This is a genomic window from Fimbriimonadales bacterium, assembly GCA_035559795.1.
Taxonomy (GTDB): Bacteria; Armatimonadota; Fimbriimonadia; order Fimbriimonadales; family ATM1; genus DATMAR01.
Genome location: DATMAR010000003.1, coordinates 460481 through 476609, shown reverse-complemented (window position 1 = coordinate 476609; position 16129 = coordinate 460481). Strand labels below are relative to the sequence as shown.

Genomic DNA, 16129 nt, shown 5'->3' with positions numbered 1-16129 from the left:
TAAATTTATGAAGGCGATGGTTTGCAAACGGAAGGCTTACGTAGAAGAGCATCCTTTGGAATTAATGGAAGTTCCCGAGCCGAGCCCCCCCGAAGATTCTATCTTGATCGATGTCGAAGTTTGCGGAGTTTGCAGAACGGATTTGCATGTTATCGAAGGCGAATTGCCTGTCGTGAAAGAGCCTGTGATTCCGGGTCATCAAGTGATTGGAAGAAGAATAGATACGGGTGAGAGAGTCGGTGTAGCATGGCTTCACAAATCGTGCGGCGAGTGTCGCTATTGCAAAAGAGGGGATGAAAACCTATGCGATTCTCCACTTTTCACCGGTTACCATGTGGATGGTGGTTATGCGGAAAAGGTAGCGGCGCATCCCGATTTCATTTATCCGATTCCTGAAGGTCTTCCGAGTTTACAAGCGGCTCCATTAATTTGTGCTGGAATCATCGGATACCGCGTGTTTGTTCGCTCTCGGGCGAAAAAGGGATCGAGATTGGCTTTATACGGTTTTGGCGCTTCAGCACATATCGTCATTCAAATAGCCTTGCATTTCGGGTGTGAGGTGTTCGTGATAACTCGCGGAGAAAAACATCGCGCATTGGCGAAGGAGATGGGTGCTTCTTGGGTAGGGGATGCAAGCGAACGTCCTCCTGTTAAATTCGATTCCGCTATTCTTTTCGCGCCCGCTGGAGAGTTAGTTCCTCTCGCTCTCGAGGCGTTAGACAAGGGTGGAACATTGGCATGTTCGGGGATTTACATGTCGCAAATTCCTCCCTTAGACTACACGGAGCATCTCTTTCAAGAACGCACTCTTACTTCGGTAACCGCGAACACGCGTCAGGATGGATACGAACTTTTTCGGCTTGCTGTCGAAATCCCCATCCGTACTCATGTAGAAGAATTTCCTTTAGAATCGGCAAACGACGCTTTGGTGCGATTAAAAAACGACGAAATTCGTGGAGCGGCGGTGCTTCGAGTGACATGATTCGGTACAATCTCTCTTCGTGGAGTTGTGCGGAGTTAAAACGTGGTTCACTATCTGACCGTACAAGACGTTCTTTGGATAAACACAGAGATTACGAAAAAGGTGTGTTCTTTTAAATATTTACAACTCGAGGAGGCGGTGAACTATCAGTACGGATACGGAAAAAGCGTGGACGTTCTCGGGCAGGCGGGGCAATTTTTACAAGGTTTTCTTCGCCTTAGACCATTCGAAACCGGAAATCGCGCAACCGCTTTTATCAGCGCTTTGACTTTTCTTAAGATTAACGGCTTCGATATAGATTTAGACCCCCATTCCGCGAAGGATTGGGTTATGGCTGTAGCAGAACGAAAAAAAACCGGTATCGAAGCAGTAAAAGAGATCGCTCGACCGACTGGAAAGCCTTTAGAATTAAAACCGGCAATAAGAACGGAAGTAAAAGAATTATTAGAGAAATACTCCGAAGCAGTCTCAGAAATTACAGACGATTAAATCATAAAGCCTCGTTTTGTTTTTCATTTTGGTCAGGTGTAATTTTCACTTCTCTTCCCGTATTATGAAATTCTATTTCAATCGTTACTCCGTTTTCGAATAAACCCTCGGGTGCTTTTTCTGCCCATTCGATGAGGACGACATGCGTTTGTAAATAATCTTCCAGGCTCAAATTCAATATCTCTTCCGGCTTCTCCAAGCGGTAAAAATCCACATGACAAACGGGGGGGTCGGTCGGATATTCATGAATGATGTTGAAAGTCGGAGAACGAACCTCTCCTTGGTAGCCCAAACCTCGCAAAAAGCCTCTTACCAAAGTCGTCTTCCCTACACCGAGCGGTCCACAGATTCGATAGATCATTCCTTTTCGAGCCTTTCGCGCGAGTCTCGAGCCCAGTTCCATCATTTTTTCGGCAGAAGGGACATACATGTTTATATCGCAGGTCCTTTGTATCTTACTTTTGCGCAAATAAGATATACTATATTTATTATTTATGCCGAAAATTGCCTTTCTCCCCTTTAATGTTTCCGACTCCATAGAGCCCGCTTTAGGTCGTCAAGTCGCTCATTTCCTCGTAGAGTTGTTCAAACAATCCGAAAACATCGAACCTGGAATCATTACGACTTTATCTAACATAGGTTCGGCTGAAGACCCTCGCCGCACATTCGTCCATTTCGGCGCTCGTCTCAACGAGCCAGATTTTCTCCAACAACTTTTAGAACATTTAGAGCCGGATTATTTAATAGACGGTTTAATCGAGGAGGAAAACGAGAAAATAAAAGTAACTCTTCGAATTACAGAACCGAGGCTCGAAGTTCCTGTTTCCTTTCAAGAAGAATTTCCAAACGACTATTTTATAGAAATGGTGCAATGGATGTTCACGACCGTACGGGATTACTTGAGCACGCAATCCGTAAATTTATCGCATATTAACCTGGAATTCGGAACGGAAAATCCAGAAAGTTTCAAAGAATTTCTTTTAGGATACGATGCGATTCATTATTTGCAGCAGGTGGGGCAAAGCAGATCGGAGCAATTCGATTTTGCTGACGCTTTCGAGCACTTTCTCAATGCACTGCGATACGACCCGGAATTTTTAGGTGCCTACGAGGCTGGTTTACTGCTTGCAAAGCTTTGCCTCGAATCTCATGCATGCGATTTCGATGTTTTAGAATCGAATCTAAAACGACTCATCGAAGTCTATCCCGAAGACTGGCGCGGATATTACATGCTCGGAGAAGTCTATCTCGCGGGAACTCGTTTTCATGACTCTGTGGAAACTTTCGAGAAAGCGATTCGAATCCATGAAAAAGAACTCGCTTCTTTGGAAAACACAGTTGAAATAGACGCTCGGCGTGAGCCCTCTCTCTATACACGTTTAGGTCAAGCGCAAATGGGTTTAGGCATGATGGCGAACGCGGAACGTTCTTTCAAAAAAGCCATCGAATGGGAAGGACCGGAAAAACCCACAATGGAAATTCTTGCTGCGATGCTTTCCCAGCTGGGAAGAGGGCACGAAGTGCCGGGACTTTGGAGGCTTATTTTAGATAAAACTCCGGATAATCCTTATGCATGGACTAAATATGCAATGTCCCATGCGGCGAGCAATCGCAATGACGAAGCATTGCGTGCATTCGAAGAAGGACTCGAAAAAACTTCAGGTCATCCTTTCATTAAAAGATGGTTCGCGCCATTTCTCGTTGCACGAGGTGAAGTGCATCGCGCACTCGATTTCTATGAAGATGCGTTGGAAGAAAACCCGGAAGACGTTCTCACTTTGATGGAGTATGCGCAAGCACTGCAGCGAAGTGACAGGAATCATGAAGCGATAGACGTTTGGAAAAAACTTTTGGAAATGGAAATTTCTTCCGACATCCGTGCGCAAGCACTCGCAGGAATATACGAAGCGGAACATCCGAAGCGTGCAGAAACGATTCGCCGAGCGCAAGGGAAAATCGAATCCGAAGATTTTGCGGGGGCAATTGCTGATTTAGAACCTCTCACCGAATGGATGGATGATTATTGGAAACCATGGGCGATGCTTGCCTCCCTTTACAATCGCACGAACCGTTTTTCCGACGCCGAGCGTGCGGCGAAGAAAACCATCGAAATTTATCCAGGATGCGACCCAGCCTTTTGCGATTTATCCGTAGCACTCACTCAGTTAGGCAGAGTCGAAGAGGCTTATCGCATTCTTCGCTCCGTCGTGCAAATGCGTCCGACTTCTCTTCCTGTTGTTTTGCACTTGGGATTAACCGCAAAGAAAACCGGACGGAAAGAAGAGGCGCGTCAACTGGCGAAAATTATCCGAGATTCGCTTCCCCCTGGAAATTTAGACATCGAACGCGCCTTATCCGAGATTGAAAATTGAGGAATGTTCGCTTGCCAGGTTGCTCAGGAGCAGGAGAAGGTATTTTTTAATGTTTTCCCGAAGGAACGATGCAAAGTATCGCGCTTTCCCTATTGGCAGCTTTCACTACACAGTATATCGGTGAGGCTAAATATATTGGTGAGGTTCAATCCGCCCCCCCCAGTAACCAGGCGCGGTTCCGTTTAGGGGCGCATTTCTCTTTAGATGCAAACTTGGATGAACTTTTTTCGCTCGGTATTCGCTTGTTCTCTTCGAAGACAGACGAATGGGGTCAGCCCGATGCGAAGGAAAACCAAAAGACTTTAGAACTTTTAGCGCAACAAAGAAATCGAGTTCTTTCTCTCGGAGGAGAATGGGCGTTGTCCGTATTTACGACTTTTCCATCTTTCGAGGAATTGTCACGCGTCGGTGAAGGGACCGTGAATGTGCAAGATGGAAAACGCGTCTATGCATGGTCTCCCTGGGATATGGAAAGGATTCGCTGGTCTGCGAATCGTTACGGTGCCGTGCTTCGCCGTGTAGGCTCTCCGAATTGGCTTACCGTCGGAGTTTTCGGAGAATACGGCGATGCCAGTTTCTTCACGGGTCTCGCGCGCAAAGATTCAGCACAGCGCATGGAGTGGAAATCCCGATTCGGAGACGACCCCCCCGCTCCCGGAATATGGAGCGGAGATTCTAAAGCGAAAGAAAGTTGGCAAAAACGACTGATCAATCTATACGGTTCTGTCGAAAATGCAAAGAAAGAATGGGGAATCGAAAGCGAAGGATTACCCATTCCGATAACGACGAACTATCCATATTCAGCGCGCTTACAATATATGGAGTGGTATCGAGAAGCCATTCCTTATTTGGCTTCCAGACTGGCTGGAATCGCAGCCGAAATATTCGTCAACACACCGGTTCTCGTTCCCGTCGGTCCTCCTAATAGCCAGCCTTATTTAGGATTAGACACTTATTTGCTCGTGCGAGCATTAGATGGGAAAGCGAACGGAATCAAAATCACAAATGTGGGTTTTTATGAATTTGCACAAAATTGGGTGTTGTCGTTGGCAAAATTGCGAGGTGCTACTCTCGCCGCGGAGATGCCCGTTTGGACGGAAGCATCCAGCGTCGAACAAAAAGAAGACTTGCCGAGGAGACTTTTCGAATCCCTCGCTTTGGGAGCGCAAACCCATGTGGATTTTCCGCAAGCCTATTTGGCTCATCGAGAAATGCTGAGCCGGCTTTCCGCTGATCTCTTCGTTCGCAAACCGATTTGTCATGTCGCCGTCTTGGAACCGACCTCTTCGCATTTATTGCGTCCTTCTCAACTCGTCCCCCCCCTTCTTTATCGCGGCGCTGTCGAATTGCGAGATTATATGGATTTCGATATTTTGGAAGAATCCGCAGTCCAACAAGGGGTGCTGAATCGTTATCGCTACGCAGTGCTCTTCGAAGGACCGATTTGGAATTACAAAACACTCGACTCGATTCGAGCATGGGTGTTAGAAGGTGGGATTCTCCTCGCGTATGATTTCGGAGCCATGCGGGATGTCAATGGTGACAGTTCTGTTTATAGCGAATTGTTCGGATACGCGAAAGACCTCCCCCCCTTGAAGTGGAATGAATTATGGATAGGTGAAATCCCTAAATCTTACAAAGTCGCATTGGGAACGGATTTAGACGATGAACTTCTTTTGGGGGGGTGGAGCGCTGCGACTCCAGAAGGCAGAATCGCTTACGATGGGGCGATGCTTCGGTTACCTCTACATCCGAACAGCGAGTCTTTTCTCGAAATTCAGTTGAGCGAGGAACAAAAACCACTCGAAAACGTGGAGATATGGGCAGAAAATAAACTTCTTGCGGTTGTTAGTCTTTCTTCAGGAAATACAAGACTTCAGTTCCCGCTAAACTCGGAATTGACTTCACGAGGAACAATCCGTTTGCAATTCAAAGCAGTCGGGAAAGAGGGGATGCGAATAGAAGCGCTTCGCGTGTACGAAAACGATGCCGAGACAGCGGAGAGCAAGCCTTTGAGAGGGTGGTTCGATGAACCTATAGAAACCTCCCAGGTGAAGAATTGGGTTCGACAGCAAGGAAAAGGTCTAACCGTTTTCTTCCCTGCAAAACAGGACCATTGGAAGGCTTACGTTAACGTGATCCGGCATTTGGTTTACCGAGTTGACCAAGTCGTATCGGGAAAAACCCCTGAAAAGCTCTGGGATGACCAAAAAGACAGAATTTTCACCACCGATTTAGGCTCTGCTCTCCTCCAATGGAACGCCAATAAGAAGGAATTGGAGTTGAAGAAGGTTCGCTCGTCCGAAGGTGGGATCCCTGCCAATCAGATCATAAAATAAAAGTTAGAACGAAATACTTAGAAATAAACTTCAGTATCAGCCATCCAGCGAAAAAAGCGATTCCAGGATCCCTGTATTTTTTAAACTTTTTCGAATCATAGAAATCAGGTAAAACGAACGAAAGGGGCTGAGTTGCCGTCCGTAAACATAGGTCGTAAGACGAACGCCCCATTTCACATTGGGAAATCTGTGCACGTGGAGAGGAATATGAAACTGAAAAGCATCGTTGCTGCGTCGTTGTGGCTTATCGGGGCTTCAGCCTTCGCAGCAGGAACGGATTTAGCGTCACTAAAAAGCCGATTAGGAATCGTCGAGCAAGACGTAAAAATCATAAAAGCATCCGATCGCCCAGCCTTCACTGTTCGTTATTCCGGAATCAAAGTCGCTAAGATCGAAATTCGGTTAAACGGCGCATCTCTTGGCATTCGCAATGTCAGTTCGAAAAAGACCGAAGGCGAAGCGAATTTTGCTGTAGATATCTCATTGCTCCAGAAAGGAGACAATTTGATTGAAGCGGTTTTGCTCGATGCGTCTGGAAAAATCCTCACAACGGGAAAAACCGTAATCACGATAGAAACAGGGGAGAAACTTCCCGTTTCGATTCGATATCCCCGAACAGGGGACACCGTGATGGGAACGGTTCCCATCGAAGTGGAAATAGGGCTTCAAACGAAGGAGACCTATATTTCATTTTTCGTAGATAAAGAATTTCGTCATATGCGAAACTTCCCCCCCTACACTTTTTATTGGGATACGACACGCGAACAAAACGGCTGGCACGAAGTGGAAGTTTGGAGTTATGACGAAACACAAACCACGCGTAAATCTCCCGTCATACGATTATTCGTCCAAAATCCAGGCGGTCGTACGGAAAGAGTTCCGGTGCCCCCCCCTGCTAAAACGAACAATACGTACGGAGTTTTAAGCGAACCTGTGATTTATGCAACTCTCGGAGCCGCTAAAGGCATTCGAACGAACGCAAACCAACCGGCGCCTCCCTTAGGCAATCCCGCCCCCCCAGCTGTAATGCCGACGATGTCTACTCCTGCAGTTTCACCTACGCTCGGGGGCATGCGTGGCGTTAAAGGCGCAGAACTTCTAACGCCACAACCTTCTGGAATACGTATCGCGAACCCCGGAAGTATCTCGACACAACCTGCAAAGCCGAAAGAAATCGGAGCAACATCCAATCCGGAAATCTCACCAGCCCTCTCTAAGTCTGCTGGAATGCGGATTTCCCGAGAACCTGAACCCTCGGCAGAAACGAAAACGGGTAGCCCATCGAAAAACATCGTGAAAAAAGGGTCTCGAGTTCCTATGAAGGGCAATTTTTCACTTTCACTAAATGAAAAAGACGTGAATTTCGACGTGAATACCCGTGTCGAAAACGGGATTCCGTTAGCACCCTTCAGACATATTTTCGAAACCTATGGAGGGAAAGTGAACTGGATGGCATCGAGCCATTCGGTTATAGCCTCTGGAAATGGCAACGAAGTGCGCATTAAAATCGGATATCCGATTGCAAAAGTGAATGGCAGAATGTTCAGCTTCGAAATTTCGCCATTCATCGAGCGCGGTCGTACCTTCGTCCCCCTCTCGTTCTTTGCGGAAACTTTGGGTTGGCAGATAGAGTACGACGTAGAAACGGGTCACGTCTGGATCACGACAACGACTGTTGCTAAAAAATAGACACCTCTGGCTTCGTAGTAAAAAATAAATACCTCGATTGCTTTTAGTAGTCGAGGTATTTTTCATTTTGCATAAACTTTTTTTGCGGCCGAAGGATGTTTGAAAATACGATAGTGAGGATTTAATTCTGTGCTTCTTTGTTTATGTTGCGTTTTTCTCTCGCGCTCATAGCACACATACAGAATGTAAGAGATGTGTCGTGCCTTACAGCGCTCCTGTAGAATGTAACAAGGGGTGTCGCGCCTTACGGCGCTCCTACGGAAGAATGGAGGTGCGAAAAGTTGCGAGATTCTCTAAAGTTTGGATAGAAAACTGCCGATTCGTAAATAAGATAGGACAAATCAGGAGTTTACTCATAGGGCAGCCACAAAGAGAACGACGCGCTACAGAACGCTATCCTCTTTTCGAGATGGCGATGATTTGGCGCCCGAACGGACTCGGCAAAATATGCCTCGGTCCAGGTTTGATTACGAATGCAGGGGTAGGCGGATTACAGATTAAAACCCGTGTAGAGACAAAACCCGAGGACGAACTTATATTGGAAATTGGTCCTCCGAGCGGTCGGGTTATGATTCCGGGCGATGTTCGTTACTGCAGACCTTCAGAAAATGGTTGTGGGATTTGTACGATAGGAATACGTTTCGCTCCCGTGACTCGGACAGAACGACAAGCCCTTGCTAAATTCCTACTGACTTTAAAAGACAGAGTTCCTGAATAACTCCTTTTCAAAGAGTGAGCCGCTCTTAAAAATACTGGCTTTTTTACATTCGTCCCCAAAAACGCGAGAAACTTGCGCTTCGATATGGAAAAGCGCATTTGCGATTCCGAATATTTATATTAGGTCACAAGGAAATTCGTTTCTCTGGGGGAAAATTCATGCCCAAATATGCATATAGTGCGATAGATTCTGCTGGGCGCACTCTCAAAGGTGTGCTCGAGGCTGATAACGAGCAATTGGTTCTGCAAAAACTTCATGAGCAGCAACTGCACGTAACAGAATTAAAGCCTGTAAAGGGTGCTATCGGCGGTTCGAAGTCGCTTTTGAAAGCGCGCAAACCGAAACTGAAAAACTTGGTGGTGTTCAGCCGCCAATTCGCTACGATGGTAGATGCGGGTATTCCTATGCTCCGCTGTTTAGAAATTCTCTCAAGTCAAACAAAAGACCCTGCGCTCAAAGTAGCGGCATCGGAAGTAGCGAACGATGTCAGGGGGGGTTTGAGCTTGAACGAATCCTTGGCGAAGCATCCGCATGTGTTCAGCAAATTGTATGTGAACATGATTCGAGCGGCGGAATTGGGCGGAATTCTCGATATGATTTTAGACCGCCTCGCCGGTTTCTTGGAATACGAGATGGAAGTGCGCGGAAAGATAAAAAGCGCGATGATGTATCCCGTTCTCGTACTCATGTTTTCTATCATCATGCTTTTTGCACTGTTCACGTTCATCCTTCCGAAATTCAAAGAAATCTTCGAGGGCATGAATGTAGAGATTCCTCCGGTTACGAAATTCTTGTTTTCTATCGGAGATTTCTTCCAATCTTATTGGTGGGCAATCATCGGTTTTGCGGCAGGGGCGTTCATCGGATTCAAGATTTGGGAACGCACCGAAAAGGGTCGGTATCAACTGGATTATTTAAAACTCCGAATGCCCATCGTCGGGGAAATTGTCCTTAAGATGTCCATTGCACGTTTTGCAAGAACCTTCGGGACGTTGATTTCTTCAGGAGTGCCGATGATGCGTTCGCTGGAAATCGTGGGCGAAACCTCGAACAACCGCGTGTTGATTAATGCAATTGAAAGCGCGCGAAACTCCATTCGAGAAGGTCAAAAATTGAGCGCGCCACTTGCAGCGAGTGGTTTGTTCCCTTCGATGGTAACGCACATGGTGGATATCGGGGAAGAAAGCGGACGTCTCAGTGAAATGCTCGTGAAGGTCGGCGACTTTTATGACCAAGAAGTCGAATCCACCGTCAAAGGTCTTACTTCGATGATCGAGCCGTTGCTCATCATCATCATGGGTGTGATCGTCGGATTTATAGCAATTTCCGTGATGACGCCAATCTTCAAATTGGTCAACTCGGTTTCCTAAACGATAAAAATTCGAAAAGCTCGGGGTGCATAGATAATAGGCGAGGGTTTGCCGAAACCGTGGGAGTATCCATGGATAAGGCAAATCCGGCCTACGATAAAACAGAGGGATGAAAAACAAGGAGATTAAGAAATTGTCGGAAGGAACACACCGTTTGGATTATTCGGAAGCCGTGGTATGCGAGTATGTCCAAACGCGAAATCCCAAATTAAGAGACAAAATCGTCACTTTGTATTCGGATATGGTTCATCGAATCGCTCGAAGATTCTCCGGTATCGAAGCACAAGAAGATTTGATTCAAGTCGGATTCATTGGCCTTCTGAATGCTTTGAGTCTCTATGAACCGGATAAAGGCGTACGATTCAGTACATACGCTACCCATCTCGTTGCAGGTGCGATGAAACATTATCTTCGTGACCGTTCGAAGATGATTCGAGAACCCGCTTGGTTACAAGAAATCCGACATCGTGTGAACAAAACTGCTGAGCGACTCCATCAAGAGTCCGGCAGAAATCCAATACCAGAAGAAATTTCGCAATCTACCGATATCCCGCTCGAAACGGTAAGAGAAGTTTTAGCAACCAATGACCTTTTTCGAGTGACGAGCCTGAGTTCTGCTTCTTCTTCTGAAGAAGAGGAAACAGAAGATATGGATTTAGCAGGCGATTGCCAGGAGTTGCTGAATTTCGAAGACCGCCTACTGTTGGAAAGAGCAATTAGTGAATTGCGAGGTTTGGAACAACAAGTTTTATTGCTTTTTCACGTCGAATCCATGAATCAAACCGAAATTGCCGCACAATTGGGAATTTCCTGTAACTATGTCTCTCATATTTTGAGACAATCTCTCACGAAACTTCGAGCGACTTTGGCGAACGAGGAAAAACTTGCGAAAGCGCTCCTTCGACAAGCGGAGCAGTTGCCAGCAGACGTCATTGACGATGCAACAGGAGTGTATTCCGAACATTTCCTCGTTGCCCGTTTGGACGAAGAATGTACACGCGCTGCAAGCGAAGGGTTGTCCGTCGGTTACATCGCTATACGTTTCGATGGGCTCAATACATTGCGAAGATTTTATGGACCAGACGCTCTCACGCATTTTCTGAAGGACGCCGCGAAATTCATCCGCTCCGGCGTGCGAAGACTCGATACGGTCGGACGTGTCGGTGAGACAGGTTTCGGCATCGTTCTTCCTGGTTTGGAAAAAACGGTTCATGTAGTCAGTCAAAGATTGAAATCTCGTTTACACAACTGGCAATCGAATGTGCTTCGTTTAGGAGCGGGAATTACGATTCACTTCGGAGAATCTTGCTATCCGAAAGATGGACGTACGGCGAAACAACTCATTGCCGCGGCAAAGTTGGTTCCTTTCGCTTCGACTGCGAGTGAAGCCGCGTAATATGGATCGTAAATCACTATATAAACTTCGCATAGAAGGAGCGCAATAAATTGCAATAGTTGCGAAATTTTTTCGAGTTTTGTTTCCTCGACTCTATTAATTTCTACATTTAATTTTTTTGCATTTAGCTTCGTTGTTTTCTTCGAGCCACTAAAAAGCCAAAACCGAGAATACCGAAAACTGTCAGTGTGCTCGGCTCGGGGACGCCATCCAGATATTCCGTAATCGCCCAACTCATGTCCATTCCCGTTCCTGCCCATTTTTCGGAAGAGCCTAAACCGTTTATATACGCAGAACGATTGTTCGGCTTACCTACGTTCTTATTCCACCAATACCAACGGGCATTTATAATAAATCCGTCATCGCTAATTCATGGCATGCGAGGTTAGACTTGTCTAGCAAAAAGCATGCCAAGACGATGATGACACGACGAGCTTTCTTTCAAGTATCCTATCTATCGTGATACGTCTCACACAACTCGTCGAATGCGCGGGTTGAGCAAGCAAACTGGGTCCAACCCAACTCGCGGAGGTTCTGCGAGAATTGCCCCGAAGCGCTCATCCCGACCTGCTCGTCGGCTTCGAAACGAAAGACGATGCAGGGGTTTTTCGCGTGTCTGATGATTTGGCTCTCGTACAAACGATGGACTTTTTCACCCCTATCGTGGACGACCCCTATGCTTATGGTGCGATAGCCGCTGCGAATGCGTTTTCCGACGTTTACGCGATGGGCGGAAAACCGATAACCGCGATGAACCTCGCCTGCTTCGACCCGTCCCAAGCGCCTCCCGAAGTGTGGGCGTCTGTCTTTCGAGGAATAGCGGACAAATGCGATGAAGCCGATGTCGTCATCGTGGGGGGGCATACCGTCGAGGATACGCAACCGAAATTTGGTCTGAGCGTTACAGGAGTGGTAAACCCGAAACATATGTTGCGCAATGTCGGGGCGAAACCCGGAGATTATATTTACTTATCGAAGCCAATAGGCACAGGTATCGTTACTACCGCTCACAAATTCGACGACCCTATCGTATACGAGAGTTTAGACGCTTCCGAATTGATTCCGACCCCCCCCGGTATCGATGAGAAGGGTAAGGTGTCTGCGCTGGATGTCGCGATTGCTTGGATGGAGCAGTTGAATAAAAAAGCGAGTGAATTCGCGATCCACGAAGGGGCATTGTGCGCAACGGATATCACGGGTTTCGGCTTGGCTGGGCATTTATTCCATGTCGCGCAAGCCTCGAACGTGCGCATCGAACTCGATTCGAAATCTATACCGCTTCTGCCGCGATTGAAAGCGCTCATCGAAAACAAGAATATTACTGCGGGATCGAGAAAGAATCGTGAGTATTTGGGTGAAGCATTGGTCATTTCGCCGGAAGTGCCTCTATGGTTGCAGGAAGTGATCATAGACCCGCAAACGAGCGGAGGTCTTGCAATATTTTCTAAAAAAGACCTTACGGAGTATCCGAAGATCGGCAGAGTGGTCGAAGGCATTCCTGCTATCGTGGTTTTCTAATATCAATTTCATTTTATTTCCCGAAACAGTTCTGCGTAGGGGACTCCGACTCGTTTTCCGAATGCACGATGGAATTCCTTATTCCGTTCCCCCCCGCGTCCGAGACCTTGTGACCGATGTTTTCGCAAAGCCTCCACCTTCGTCTCGATGACCTCGGTGATGTCTACTGCGATATTCGGTCTGCGAGAGTGGAAGAAAATTAGTTTCGCCCCCCCTGGGTTTTCTTTCCATATCGAATAAACTACGCGCCCTATGCCTTCGTGGTCGGGATGGAGATAAGGCAAATCGGGAAGCGAAGGGTCGAAAGTGACGATTAAATCCGGTTCGAATTCATGGATGATCTCTTCGAGGGAGCGAGAAATCCCCGGCTGCATCGCGACCTCTCTGTCCGGCAAATGCAAAAACCATAACTTCGAAATCCCGATAACTTTCGCCGCTTCGCGTTGTTCTGTTTGTCTCGTTTCCGCTAAGTTTTTCGCGTTGATGAGATTCCGCCCCTTTTCCCCATCCGATGCGACCACGAGCCCCACCTCCGCCCCTCGCAAGACGAAAAGGCGCGCAGTTCCGGAAACCCACCAATCCGCATCGTCGGGGTGTGCAACGATGAACAAAACCCTTTTCGAATTCAAAATAGCTCTCCCCCTCTCCAGCGCCTCCTCCGGCGACACCGTCAATCGCATCTTCAGTAACCACCAAACGCTGTATCCGAAGGCAGCAAGCAAAAGGAGAGTGATGAGCACGAAAAGACTCTTTCTCGTCAAAGACGAGCGTTAATCTACTCCCCCGAGGAGTGTTCGTGCATCAATTCTCCATTGCAGCACAGAATATAGATTGCTTGGTTCCGTGTATCTGTTTTTGTTTTCGCCAAAATCCTTTGCCAGTAATGTCTTACTGTCGTCAGGGAGATGCCCAACATTTTAGCGATTTCCTTGTCTCGATACCCTTGAATGGCGAGGCAAACGGTTTCCTTCTCTCTCTTGCTCAGTGAATGATTATTCCCCTTCATCCGTAGCGCCTCTCGGAGTTCCATTTATTAAAACCCCACAAAGGCTCAAATCCTTCACTTTTCAATCACATTTTTTTTATGGCGTCCTAAAAAGTAGTCACTTTTGACCACATACAGGTAACCCCACACTCGCTACCTAAAACATATCACGTCTTGTAATCCCTCTGAACTCACGTTACTATGAATCAACATCGGATAGCTTGAGCCATCCGATGTGTCGAAAAGGAGAAACATGAGGAGGGTAACTACTTGCGTTGGAGTTACGGCGACGTTAGGACTCGCCGTCCCCATCATGACGCAGTCACCCCCGGTGATGCTCGTCGTGCCTCAACCCGAAGTAACCCTTGCGGTTTGCGGTGACTTCTCTCGCTATGAAATGCCGAAACCCGTACCAATAATCGTCACGAGTCAGATTCCTCAATGGACAATCGTTGCTACCTTGCTACCTCTCGAAGGAGTATCGCCTCAAAACGATATTTCTTGTCGAATCGAAATTACTCCTCGAAATGCCTCGCAAACTTTCTCCACTCCTTCCACGAATTCTTCTACATCCATTGTTCTCTCTACGGGAAAGCCTACGCTTCTCCTTCAAGGCGGAATAGGCGTTAATGAATATCTTTGCCGTTTCACGATTTCCACAGGGGCTTTTCCTGCAGAAGGCAATTATCGCGGGTTAATACAATTTACAGTTATAGAGCCGACTTCGAAGATGGTTCTTTCCGAAAACAGAATTCTCTTCAACTACACAGTTCTTCCCTATTTATTTTTCAATTTCGAACGCAATGGGCTTAACTTCACTTGTTCAGGACAACCCGGTGAAGTCATTTCACCGAACCCACAAAAAGTAATGATAACGACGAACCGTGCAAATGCACGAATTCGCTTCTCCATCTCCCAACTCGTTCACGATTCGAAAAATTCGGTTATTTCTACGAACCATTTGGGAATCGGTGTGGGGGTTACGCAGAAAGAAGCGATTCGAAACGCGGAATATGCGTCTTTCGGCATTCCCTCTGTGGTAGCGAACCCGAAACGCGGAAATAACATTTTTTTCATCGCCGTTAAAGTGCGTTACGAGTTGAATTTGCCGCCCGGTATGTATCGAGGTGTTCTTACAGGGGAGGTCGTCGGATGAAATTTCGTGTTTGTGAATATCCGAACCGAGTGAATTTCGATGCCTCCATCTCCCAGAAGGAGAAAAACTATGCCCAGAAAATTTTTTGCAGCGAGTCTGCTCGTCGTGAGCGTTTTACTCATGACGAATGCGTTTGCGCAGTCCTCAGCACAAGCCGATGTGAATCTCACCGTCGGTCCCTACGTGAATATCCATTTCGAAGATTCTATTTTCAATTGCACGAAAGATTTTTGGGCGATTTGTGGGACATTGAAAAATGGAACCTTCACGGCGTCGAGAGATTTCATTGCGCATGCGAACCTTCCCGCGACGATAACGGCGCAACTCGTCGCTTACAAGCCGAAACCGAAATATTGGACTTGGGATATCGATGTCTCTCAGCAAGGACAGCAGCACACGATAGCGTACGGTGGGGGGGTTCTTTTCGGAACTGCGCAAGTAACGGCGCAGTATCCGGGAGGGGGGCCTGTCCTTGCACTGATGATTATCACCATAGCGCCGCAGTGATTCTTTACGAAAAAGGTGCAAACGATTTGCCGAGGGAGGTCGCTCCGTCTCTCGGATGCGGAGGAAATTCTGCAATTACCGTTCGAAAGAGGAAGAAACCCTTTTTTGAACGGAGGAGCGAAAATTCGATCCTAAAGGAGGATAAACAATGAAATACTTCAAAATCTTAGCCGCCCTTGCGGCGTTTGCTGTCACTGCTTCTGTGTTTGCACAGAGTAATAGCAACGTAACATTCAACGTTGCTGCGTATCGTGCTGTTAATGGTGTGGAAAACATCGATATAGCCATCAATGATGGATTGTTCGGAGATGGGCCTTACACTGGCTCGGATCCATTCACCGTAACAGCAAATACGAACTGGAATCTCACGGTTACTAATAACTTCGACAACGCTACTTTCACTAGTCAAGGGTCCTATATGCAAGTAGGCGCTGCTGATGTTTGGAGCTTCACTGCTTCTGCGGCAGATATGACCGGTGGAGCAGGAGCTAACCAGGCAAATCTCTTGAGTGCTTCATTATCGCGCACGTCTACAATCGGAGGTAAGGACTTTGCAGGACCTGGAAGCCTTTCAGTGGCGACAATCACTGTGACGATAGGTCCGTAAA

Annotated in this window: 15 protein-coding genes; 12 read left to right on the top strand and 3 right to left on the bottom strand. The window is 47.1% G+C overall.

The window, feature by feature from the left end; genetic code table 11:
- Positions 1-7: 7 nt before the first annotated feature.
- The gene (locus tag VNK96_02840) at positions 8-982 is read left to right on the top strand and encodes a zinc-dependent alcohol dehydrogenase family protein (GenBank protein ID HWP30648.1); all 975 of its coding nucleotides are present in this window, start codon (positions 8-10) and stop codon (positions 980-982) included.
- A gap of 42 nt (positions 983-1024) precedes the next feature.
- Positions 1025-1471 carry a hypothetical protein gene (locus tag VNK96_02835; GenBank protein HWP30647.1) on the top strand — a complete coding sequence of 149 codons (447 nt, stop codon included), beginning with the start codon at positions 1025-1027 and terminating at the stop codon, positions 1469-1471.
- A 1-nt stretch (position 1472) separates the two neighbouring features.
- On the opposite strand, the gene tsaE is transcribed toward VNK96_02835, so the two are convergent.
- A complete protein-coding gene (gene tsaE / locus VNK96_02830) occupies positions 1473-1901 on the bottom strand; it encodes a tRNA (adenosine(37)-N6)-threonylcarbamoyltransferase complex ATPase subunit type 1 TsaE (protein HWP30646.1) in 429 nt (142 codons plus the stop codon).
- 64 nt (positions 1902-1965) lie between these two features.
- Here tsaE and VNK96_02825 point away from each other — a divergent pair, with 64 nt between their 5' ends.
- From VNK96_02825 to VNK96_02800, 6 genes are all read left to right on the top strand, one after another.
- A complete protein-coding gene (locus VNK96_02825; protein HWP30645.1) occupies positions 1966-3843 on the top strand; it encodes a tetratricopeptide repeat protein in 1878 nt (625 codons plus the stop codon).
- A gap of 68 nt (positions 3844-3911) precedes the next feature.
- Positions 3912-6182, top strand: a complete 2271-nt coding sequence (locus tag VNK96_02820; GenBank protein HWP30644.1) for a hypothetical protein — start codon at positions 3912-3914, stop codon at positions 6180-6182.
- Between the two features lie 207 nt (positions 6183-6389).
- Entirely contained in the window at positions 6390-7871 is a 1482-nt protein-coding gene (locus VNK96_02815; GenBank protein ID HWP30643.1) for a stalk domain-containing protein, read from the top strand.
- A gap of 265 nt (positions 7872-8136) precedes the next feature.
- Positions 8137-8589, top strand: a complete 453-nt coding sequence (locus VNK96_02810; GenBank protein HWP30642.1) for a PilZ domain-containing protein — start codon at positions 8137-8139, stop codon at positions 8587-8589.
- Positions 8590-8747: 158 nt separating this feature from the next.
- Positions 8748-9959, top strand: a complete 1212-nt coding sequence (locus VNK96_02805) for a type II secretion system F family protein (protein ID HWP30641.1) — start codon at positions 8748-8750, stop codon at positions 9957-9959.
- Positions 9960-10068: 109 nt separating this feature from the next.
- Complete coding sequence (locus VNK96_02800) at positions 10069-11355, top strand: sigma-70 family RNA polymerase sigma factor (protein ID HWP30640.1); 1287 nt, start codon at positions 10069-10071, stop codon at positions 11353-11355.
- A 124-nt stretch (positions 11356-11479) separates the two neighbouring features.
- On the opposite strand, the gene VNK96_02795 is transcribed toward VNK96_02800, so the two are convergent.
- Positions 11480-11599, bottom strand: coding sequence for a PEP-CTERM sorting domain-containing protein (locus VNK96_02795; GenBank protein HWP30639.1), 120 nt, complete (start codon positions 11597-11599; stop codon positions 11480-11482).
- 263 nt (positions 11600-11862) lie between these two features.
- Here VNK96_02795 and selD point away from each other — a divergent pair, with 263 nt between their 5' ends.
- Positions 11863-12873 carry a selenide, water dikinase SelD gene (selD, locus tag VNK96_02790; GenBank protein HWP30638.1) on the top strand — a complete coding sequence of 337 codons (1011 nt, stop codon included), beginning with the start codon at positions 11863-11865 and terminating at the stop codon, positions 12871-12873.
- A gap of 8 nt (positions 12874-12881) precedes the next feature.
- On the opposite strand, the gene VNK96_02785 is transcribed toward selD, so the two are convergent.
- Positions 12882-13613: a PIG-L deacetylase family protein gene (locus tag VNK96_02785; protein HWP30637.1), complete on the bottom strand. Its 732-nt coding sequence runs from the start codon at positions 13611-13613 to the stop codon at positions 12882-12884.
- 498 nt (positions 13614-14111) lie between these two features.
- Here VNK96_02785 and VNK96_02780 point away from each other — a divergent pair, with 498 nt between their 5' ends.
- The 3 genes from VNK96_02780 to VNK96_02770 all read left to right on the top strand — a co-directional run bounded on the left by VNK96_02780 (position 14112) and on the right by VNK96_02770 (position 16128).
- Complete coding sequence (locus VNK96_02780; GenBank protein HWP30636.1) at positions 14112-15014, top strand: hypothetical protein; 903 nt, start codon at positions 14112-14114, stop codon at positions 15012-15014.
- 69 nt (positions 15015-15083) lie between these two features.
- The gene (locus VNK96_02775) at positions 15084-15521 is read left to right on the top strand and encodes a hypothetical protein (protein ID HWP30635.1); all 438 of its coding nucleotides are present in this window, start codon (positions 15084-15086) and stop codon (positions 15519-15521) included.
- A 148-nt stretch (positions 15522-15669) separates the two neighbouring features.
- Positions 15670-16128 (top strand): hypothetical protein, encoded by a 459-nt coding sequence (locus VNK96_02770; GenBank protein ID HWP30634.1) that lies wholly within the window; start codon positions 15670-15672, stop codon positions 16126-16128.
- The last annotated feature ends 1 nt before the right edge of the window (position 16129 follow it).